We start from the raw sequence: 6,708 nt of genomic DNA, 5'->3' as shown, positions 1-6,708 counted from the left end.
GTGCCAGACCCGGGCGGTGGAGGCCGGGCAGGACGCGACCCTGGACCTGACAGAACAGGCAATCCGGCAGGGAACAGCGGGGCAAAAAGACGAGCTGCGGCAGTTGTATGACCTTGCATGGCGGAACGCAACCCCTGATGAACGCGGATACCTTCCGGTAGTCCGGGACCGGATCGAGAACGGGTGCCTTGCGGAGCGGATTGCCGGGCGGATCTCGCGGGGGGTATCCCTCCACAACGTGCTTACCGATATGGAAGCATGCCTGCGGGAGAACAGGGCATACGGGCTCCCATCCGCAGGTAATCTGCCACCGTGAACGTGGCCTCAAGGGATCAGCCTTTATTTCGTTCCACACTATTCTATTTCAGGACAGGTTGCGATGACTCGGACACTCCTCTCTGAAGCCGAAGGCTATGCTCTGCTTGCCGCCCACAAGATACCGGTGCCGAACCATTCGCTCACTACTACACCGGAAGATGCCGTCAGGGCTGCCGGTGCAATCGGGTATCCGGTTGTCATGAAGGTTGTCTCCCCGGAGATTATCCACAAGAGCGATGTTGGCGGGGTCAAAACGGGTATAGGTTCAGCGGACGCTGTGCGGGCGGCATTTACACAGATCCGGGACAGTGCGCACTCCCGTGCCCCGGATGCCCGTATCACCGGGATCCTTGTCGAGCAGCAGCTGCCGCCCGGGCTGGAACTCATCATCGGCGGGAAGATCGATCCGGCGTTTGGCCGCATACTCACCGTCGGGCTTGGAGGGAAGATGGTGGAACTCTTGCGGGATGTCTCCCTCCGGGTCCTTCCGGTCAGCGACGACGAGATCAACGACATGGTCGGCGAACTGAAAGGATATCCCCTGATCACCGGCTACCGCGACGAGCCGCCCCGCGACAAAAAGGCGCTGGTAAGGATCATCCGGTCGGCTGCAGACCTCTTCCTTTCCGATCTTACGCTCTCGGAGTTCGATATCAACCCCCTGGTCCTGTACGGGGATGGGGCATGTGCTGTCGATGCACGGTTTTACCGGGAGGACCGGGAGGTCCCTCGGGAAACACAATCTTCCGCAGGGATGGACAACAGCCTTCTCGACATTTCTTCCATTGCCGTTGTCGGGGCATCGCAGGACCCGGGCAAGATCGGGTATGCCATCTGCCGGAACCTTCTCACGTTTCCTGGATCGCTCTACCCGGTCAATCCAAAGTCACCCATGATTCTCGGGCGGCAGGCATACCCGGATTTGGCTTCCCTACCGGAGAAGGTCGATCTTGCCGTGATCGCCATCCCAGCGGCCGGCGTTCCGGGCGTCATTGAAGAGGCAGGAAAAAAGAAGATCCCGCTCTCCATCATCATCTCCTCCGGATTCCGCGAGGGAGGGGGAGAGGGCAGGAACCTTGAAGAGGACATTCTTGCCATAGCACAGCGCCATGGCATGCGGATCATGGGGCCGAACTGCCTCGGGCTGATGCTCCCTCACAAGGGGATCAACACCACCTTCGACCCGGTATCGCCCCGGCCCGGGCGGATTGCCTTCATCTCGCAAAGCGGCGCCATCATCACCACCATCGTGGACTGGAGCCTCCCGGAAGATATCGGGTTCTCCTCGGTCATCAGCGTCGGGAACCAGGCAGACCTCACGTTCGAGGACTTCATACGGTTTGCCGGGGACGATCCTCAAACCCGCTCGATCATCCTCTACATCGAGCAGATCCGGTTCGGGAAGCGGTTCATGGATGTCGTGCGGCGCGTCTCGCTCACAAAACCGGTTGTCGCCATCAAGTCCGGCGCCTCCCGGCTCGGGCAGAGAGCCGCATCTTCCCATACCGGATCGCTTGCCGGAAGTTATGACGTGTATATGGCTGCGTTCCGGCAGGCCGGTGTGATACCGGCCCGGTCCATCCGTGAGGCGTTCCAGGCAGCCGAGCTCCTCTCTTCCGAAGGATATCCCCGCGGGACGCGTGCGATCGTCATCACCAATGCCGGCGGTTTTGCTGTCCTCTCATCGGATTATGCGGAACGGTTCGGCATCGAAATGGTGGAATTCCCTCCGGACCTTGTCTCGGAACTGGATGCGGTGCTTCCCGCCAACTGGAGCCGGGCAAACCCCATCGACATGGTAGGGGATTCCAGCGCCGACCGTTTCGCCCGCACGTTCGACATCATGATCCGGCGCCAGGATCTCTGGGATATTGCGTTTATTGTCGCAGTCCCATCGGCCATCTCCGATCCGATCCGCGTAGCAAACGAGATCGTCCGTTTCTCCCGGCATACCCACAAGATGATCGTTGGCTGCATGATTGGCGGTGACAGCATGAAGACCCCGCTCCGGATCCTCCGCGATTCCCGGATCCCCAACTTCCCCGATCTCGAAGATGCTTTCCGGACCGTAGGGAACATCTGCCAGCACAAGTGCAGCTCGGGCTTCCCGGGGTGCAGGCACGGGTGAAAAAAAAGGGAGAGCGGGATCAGAGGGTAATCTTTTTCAGTATCCGGCCCTCGCGGAATACCGTGATCCCGCCCCCGCTCTGGGATACCACAATCCCCACGGCATTGGTCACCGCAGTAATTGCAGCCACCGAGTTGTGCCGGGTTCCCATACCCGGCGGGAGGGAGACATTGCTTGAATCCACGGTGATGTAGCGGCCAACCGATTCGATGAAGCCGTCTCCCGTGATAACAAACGCACCATCGAGCTGCGCAAGGGCCTTGATGTTCTCGTTGAGCCCCGGGTTCGTCACCATGCGCAGTTCCGGTTTGTGACCTTCGAACGGGTTTAGGATGATCTGGCGGGACTTCTCCAGCACGTTCTTGGTGTCCCCGATAAGGAAGGTCGTGCCAACGGGCTTTCCTTCGCGGCCCTCGATGGTGATCTCCGTGCAGATATGGAAGACCGCGTCAAAGACCTCCTCCTTGATGTCCGTGTCGGCAACGACCATGTCCTTCCAGGTGTCGGTGCTGATCCGGACCTCCCCGCTGCCACGCTTCCGGTCCGTGATATCATGGCCGATACAGAGGATCTCGATGAGCCGTCCCTGCTCGTCCCGGATCGCCTTGTTGATCCATGCGATCCAGACCCGGTCGCCGTTCCGGCGGATATTCTCGTTGATGTTTACCGCATAGCCCTCGGCATTGAAGCCGATGTCGCTTGCCATCATCGAGAGCCCGTGCTGGATGCGGGACTTCTCGGCAACGATGGTGCCGACCACGTTCTTCCCGATCACATCCTCGGCACTGTAATCGAAGAACGTGAGTGCAAAGGTGTTGAAGAAGGTGATGGTGCCCTGGATATCCATACGGATAATGATGCTCTGGCTGTTCGTCTGTACCTCGCGATACTTCGCTTCGCTTTCGCGGAGGGCATCGGTGAGTTTCTGTTTCTCGGTATTGTCCGTTACCACAAATGTCCCGCCACGGACAATGTCCCGGGGATCGAGTGCCTGGGCCTGGATATGGCAGGGAATTGTCTTACCGTCCCTGCGGGCGAGCCGACAGTCTGCATGAGCAAGCCCGTCAGGATCCTTCCGTATCTGGAACTCGCGGGCAAGCTGGTCGAACTCTTCCGTGGTCCGGAACAGGGTGCGGAGGTCCTTCCCGATAAGGGCGCCCTCATCAGTCCCGAGCATGGTGACAAAGGGCCGGTTCACCCATTCGATGATCCCGCTCCTGACCTGGAATATCCCGAGCGGGGTTGCTGACAGAATGGTTGCGAGCTGCTCAGTCTGGGCTTTCTGTTCCCGTTCGGCTTTCCGCCGGAGCATGGTCTGTTTGATCAGGGTGACCATCTCCATGAGCTGCGGGCGGAGATCTCCGGTGGAGGGGATAGTGATCTCCGTGGCATTGCTCACTTCACCAAGGGAGATCTTGTTTGGCCCCCGTCGCCCGAGCAGGATAACGGGTGTCGGATTCCCCTGGCTTTTGAGAAACTTGATAAAATCTGTCCCGTTCATGTCGGGGACAAATTCGATGCCGTTGACTTCGGGGAGCTGCTCGTAGGAGATGATGACGTCGTACGTCCTTCCCCGGAGTTTCTCGGTCGCCTGCTTGATGGAATGGGCCTGTTCAATACGGATATCCCCGGTCTTTTCAAGAAAGGTACGGATGCGGGCGAACAGGTCGGTATTGTCATCGACAAACAGGATCGAAATCATCGTGCATCGTCCGGAACAAATGATCCGGGTTGATTATTATCAGGTAGATGCCGGAGCGATAAATAGTTGTTGAGGGACCGGCTAACCCGGGCAATTCCTGAACTCGATCGAGCAAGATCTGCCCGTATCCGCGGGCATTTGAAAAACCGGAAAAACAGTATCGGTCGGGCAGAATGCCCGGTCAGTCTTCGGAATGAGAGACGATCGCAAGCTGGTACATCCAGTCCATCAGCGGGTGACACTCCTCGACGACGCACTCGAGGTCGCACCCGATGCAGGGGATCAGTTCGTCCCCGGCAAGGAGATGAAGCGGATTGACCGGCATCTGTTTTGCCTTGAGGAGGTAAGTCTTGAGCCCCTCCTTCTTGAACTCGATGCGTTCGATGAGGCCGCTCTCCTCCAGTTTCTTGACGATACGGGAACATTTCCGGCTGTCGACGCCCAGTTCCTTCCAGAGCTCGCTCTGGAGAACTCCTTCGGGCCGGGACTGGATTAGTTTCAGACCTTCCTCTATCGGGTCTTCCCGGGAGTCGTTTTCCCGGACCTCTTCTTCCCGCGGAGCTTCTTTTTTCGGCTCCTTCTTCCGGGATTCCTTCTTGGGGGATTCCTTCTTCGGGAGGTCCTTCTTCTTGGCGGGTGTCTTGCTCATAATACCGGTGCTATGGTGAGGATATTATTCCCCCGGATGACAACCGTCCCGAGGCTCCGCCCGCGCTGGTTGTCGACATACTCAATGGTCTCGTCCATGTGGATGTTCAAGTATTCGTCCACCGCAACGAGGCGGCCCTGCAGCTTCCGCCCCTCATCCTTGATCTCGACGGATATTTTTGAATCTACCAGCGCAAACACTTTCTTTATCGGCAAAACAATTCCGTTAACCATCTGCCCTAAATTGGGATGGGAGACTATTAAGGCTTGTGCTTCTTGAGGGTCATCAGACCTGAAAGAGGAGAAGAACGCATCGGCGTTCTTCGAGTTCCTGAGGCTCATCAGACCCGAAGCAGGAGAAGAACCCGAAGGGTTCTTCGACTTGCTGAGGGCCTTCAGGCCCGAAGGGAAACCGAACTATGGAGGATCTGATATTTCAAAACGATCCCCCGGTTCAGATGCAACCAAAGGCGCATTTGGTTTCCTTCTCACCGGAAAAAGTGAGAGGTATCCATTTATGGTATGGATCGCCCTGCTCACAAAAAAGATTCCCTGATTATTTCCTCGCCTTCCTTACAACCGACGCCGAACCATATGCCCCAAATGCCCGGAAGAAGACGAGGCTCTCGGCATAGGCCATGGACTGGATGGCATGCTCGGTCTTCTCATCAAGGGAGTAGAGATCTTTGAAGAACTCCTTGATCGCCATCTTGCAGTTGCCGTCAAAGATCTGGCGGTCGGACTTGCCGGCATTGAGCGGGCGGTATTTCTCCAGCGTCCAGTCCTGGATGCTTTTATAGAGCGCCGGCTCGTAGACCTTCAGGGTGCTGAACACAACGTCCTGCCAGAATGTGCCAACATTCCCCTTGATGATGTCGCCCTTCGGGAAATGGAGGTTGATGAGGTCACGAGGGGTGCCGGTGATCCCGTGCTGGGCGATGCCGACAGTGAGCTTATTGTCCCGGAGAGCTTTTGCGATCGCCTTTGTCTGCGGGATGTCGATGGAAAGCTGCTCAACGACATTGCCGGCTGCATCGTACGTGTGACCGTGGGTACTGCCATTGGCGATCGCGAGGACCTGCGGGTTGACACCGTTCTCGTTAAGGGCTTTGATGAATGTGACCGCCTCTTCGGGTTTGGTGAGGACGAGCCCGCTGTTGTCCTTCCTGCCGATCTCGCCGACCTCGACCTCGAGCCCGAACTCTTTCCCGTTCATCTTTTTATCAATATACTGGGCAAGCTCCGTGGTGACCCGTATGTTCGGGTCGAGTTCCTCGCGGACATTCTTTCCTTCGAAGTTGAAGAGGTGGGAGGCGTCGATGGCAAACGAAGTGTAACCCGCCGCGATCTGTGCATCGATCAGCTGCTTCGTGCTCTCGACTTCGGCCGCATCGCCTTTCTTGATGGTGATGTGGTCCGCGTGGAGCGCCCATATGTCGAACCCGACCGCGGCTGCCGCATCGTTCATCCGTTTCGAGAAATCCGCCGGGGTCATCCCGGTATACCCGCCCTTTAAGTCACACTCGGACCGCGCCAGTTCCATGAAGACGGCCGAATCCGTGTCCTTTGCTGCCCGGAAGATCCCCTTCGCAACCGAGGCAACGCGCACGTTTGCTGCCATCACGATAGTCTTCTGGCCGGTAAGCGCTGAAAGGATTGCCGAACCCGGCATTGGACTAAAACTCTTCAACGACATACTGCATCACACCAGTTTATTCATCCTTTCTGCTTAAATTCATCCTTCGCGGAAACACTTCTCAATTAAAGCAATCTCTTTCTTGCCACCAACATAGATGGGCGTGACGTCATCGTGGGCAGACGGGACGATGCCGAGGATATCGGCCTTCCCGTTGCTGATCGCGCCACCGGCTTCGTGGAGGATCTTCCCCATCGGGTTTGCCTCGTACAGGAG

General features: G+C 57.5%; 6 protein-coding genes and 1 pseudogene. 2 read left to right on the top strand and 5 right to left on the bottom strand.

What is annotated here, in order from left to right; translation table 11 throughout:
• A pseudogene (locus CW742_RS05010) lies at positions 1-316 on the top strand (hypothetical protein); the annotation flags it as partial.
• 63 nt (positions 317-379) lie between these two features.
• Entirely contained in the window at positions 380-2,446 is a 2,067-nt protein-coding gene (locus CW742_RS05005) for an acetate--CoA ligase family protein (RefSeq protein ID WP_292417338.1), read from the top strand.
• Positions 2,447-2,465: 19 nt separating this feature from the next.
• Here CW742_RS05005 and CW742_RS05000 read toward each other — a convergent pair whose 3' ends face one another.
• The 5 genes from CW742_RS05000 to CW742_RS04980 form a co-directional block, all read right to left on the bottom strand.
• Positions 2,466-4,148 carry a PAS domain S-box protein gene (locus CW742_RS05000; RefSeq protein WP_292417335.1) on the bottom strand — a complete coding sequence of 561 codons (1,683 nt, stop codon included), beginning with the start codon at positions 4,146-4,148 and terminating at the stop codon, positions 2,466-2,468.
• A 181-nt stretch (positions 4,149-4,329) separates the two neighbouring features.
• Entirely contained in the window at positions 4,330-4,662 is a 333-nt protein-coding gene (locus tag CW742_RS04995) for a MarR family transcriptional regulator (protein WP_300223416.1), read from the bottom strand.
• A 131-nt stretch (positions 4,663-4,793) separates the two neighbouring features.
• Positions 4,794-5,030: an LSM domain-containing protein gene (locus CW742_RS04990; RefSeq protein ID WP_015285609.1), complete on the bottom strand. Its 237-nt coding sequence runs from the start codon at positions 5,028-5,030 to the stop codon at positions 4,794-4,796.
• 322 nt (positions 5,031-5,352) lie between these two features.
• On the bottom strand, positions 5,353-6,492 hold the full coding sequence (locus CW742_RS04985; RefSeq protein WP_292417327.1) for a class II fructose-bisphosphate aldolase: 1,140 nt from the start codon (positions 6,490-6,492) through the stop codon (positions 5,353-5,355).
• Between the two features lie 39 nt (positions 6,493-6,531).
• The gene (locus CW742_RS04980) at positions 6,532-6,705 is read right to left on the bottom strand and encodes a hypothetical protein (protein WP_292417341.1); all 174 of its coding nucleotides are present in this window, start codon (positions 6,703-6,705) and stop codon (positions 6,532-6,534) included.
• Positions 6,706-6,708: the final 3 nt, after the last annotated feature.

The organism is Methanoregula sp., assembly GCF_002835825.1.
Classification (GTDB): Archaea; Halobacteriota; Methanomicrobia; order Methanomicrobiales; family Methanospirillaceae; genus Methanoregula.
The sequence above is the reverse complement of the archived record's forward strand: the minus strand, read 5'-3'. Positions and strand labels throughout refer to the sequence as shown.

What these genes read in the sequence shown, in the direction of transcription:
- CW742_RS05000 (WP_292417335.1), bottom strand. Translation starts at nt 4,148, where the DNA reads ATGATTTCGATCCTGTTTGTCGATGACAATACCGACCTGTTCGCCCGC.
- CW742_RS05005 (WP_292417338.1), top strand. Translation starts at nt 380, where the DNA reads ATGACTCGGACACTCCTCTCTGAAGCCGAAGGCTATGCTCTGCTTGCC.
- CW742_RS04990 (WP_015285609.1), bottom strand. Translation starts at nt 5,030, where the DNA reads ATGGTTAACGGAATTGTTTTGCCGATAAAGAAAGTGTTTGCGCTGGTA.
- CW742_RS04985 (WP_292417327.1), bottom strand. Translation starts at nt 6,492, where the DNA reads ATGTCGTTGAAGAGTTTTAGTCCAATGCCGGGTTCGGCAATCCTTTCA.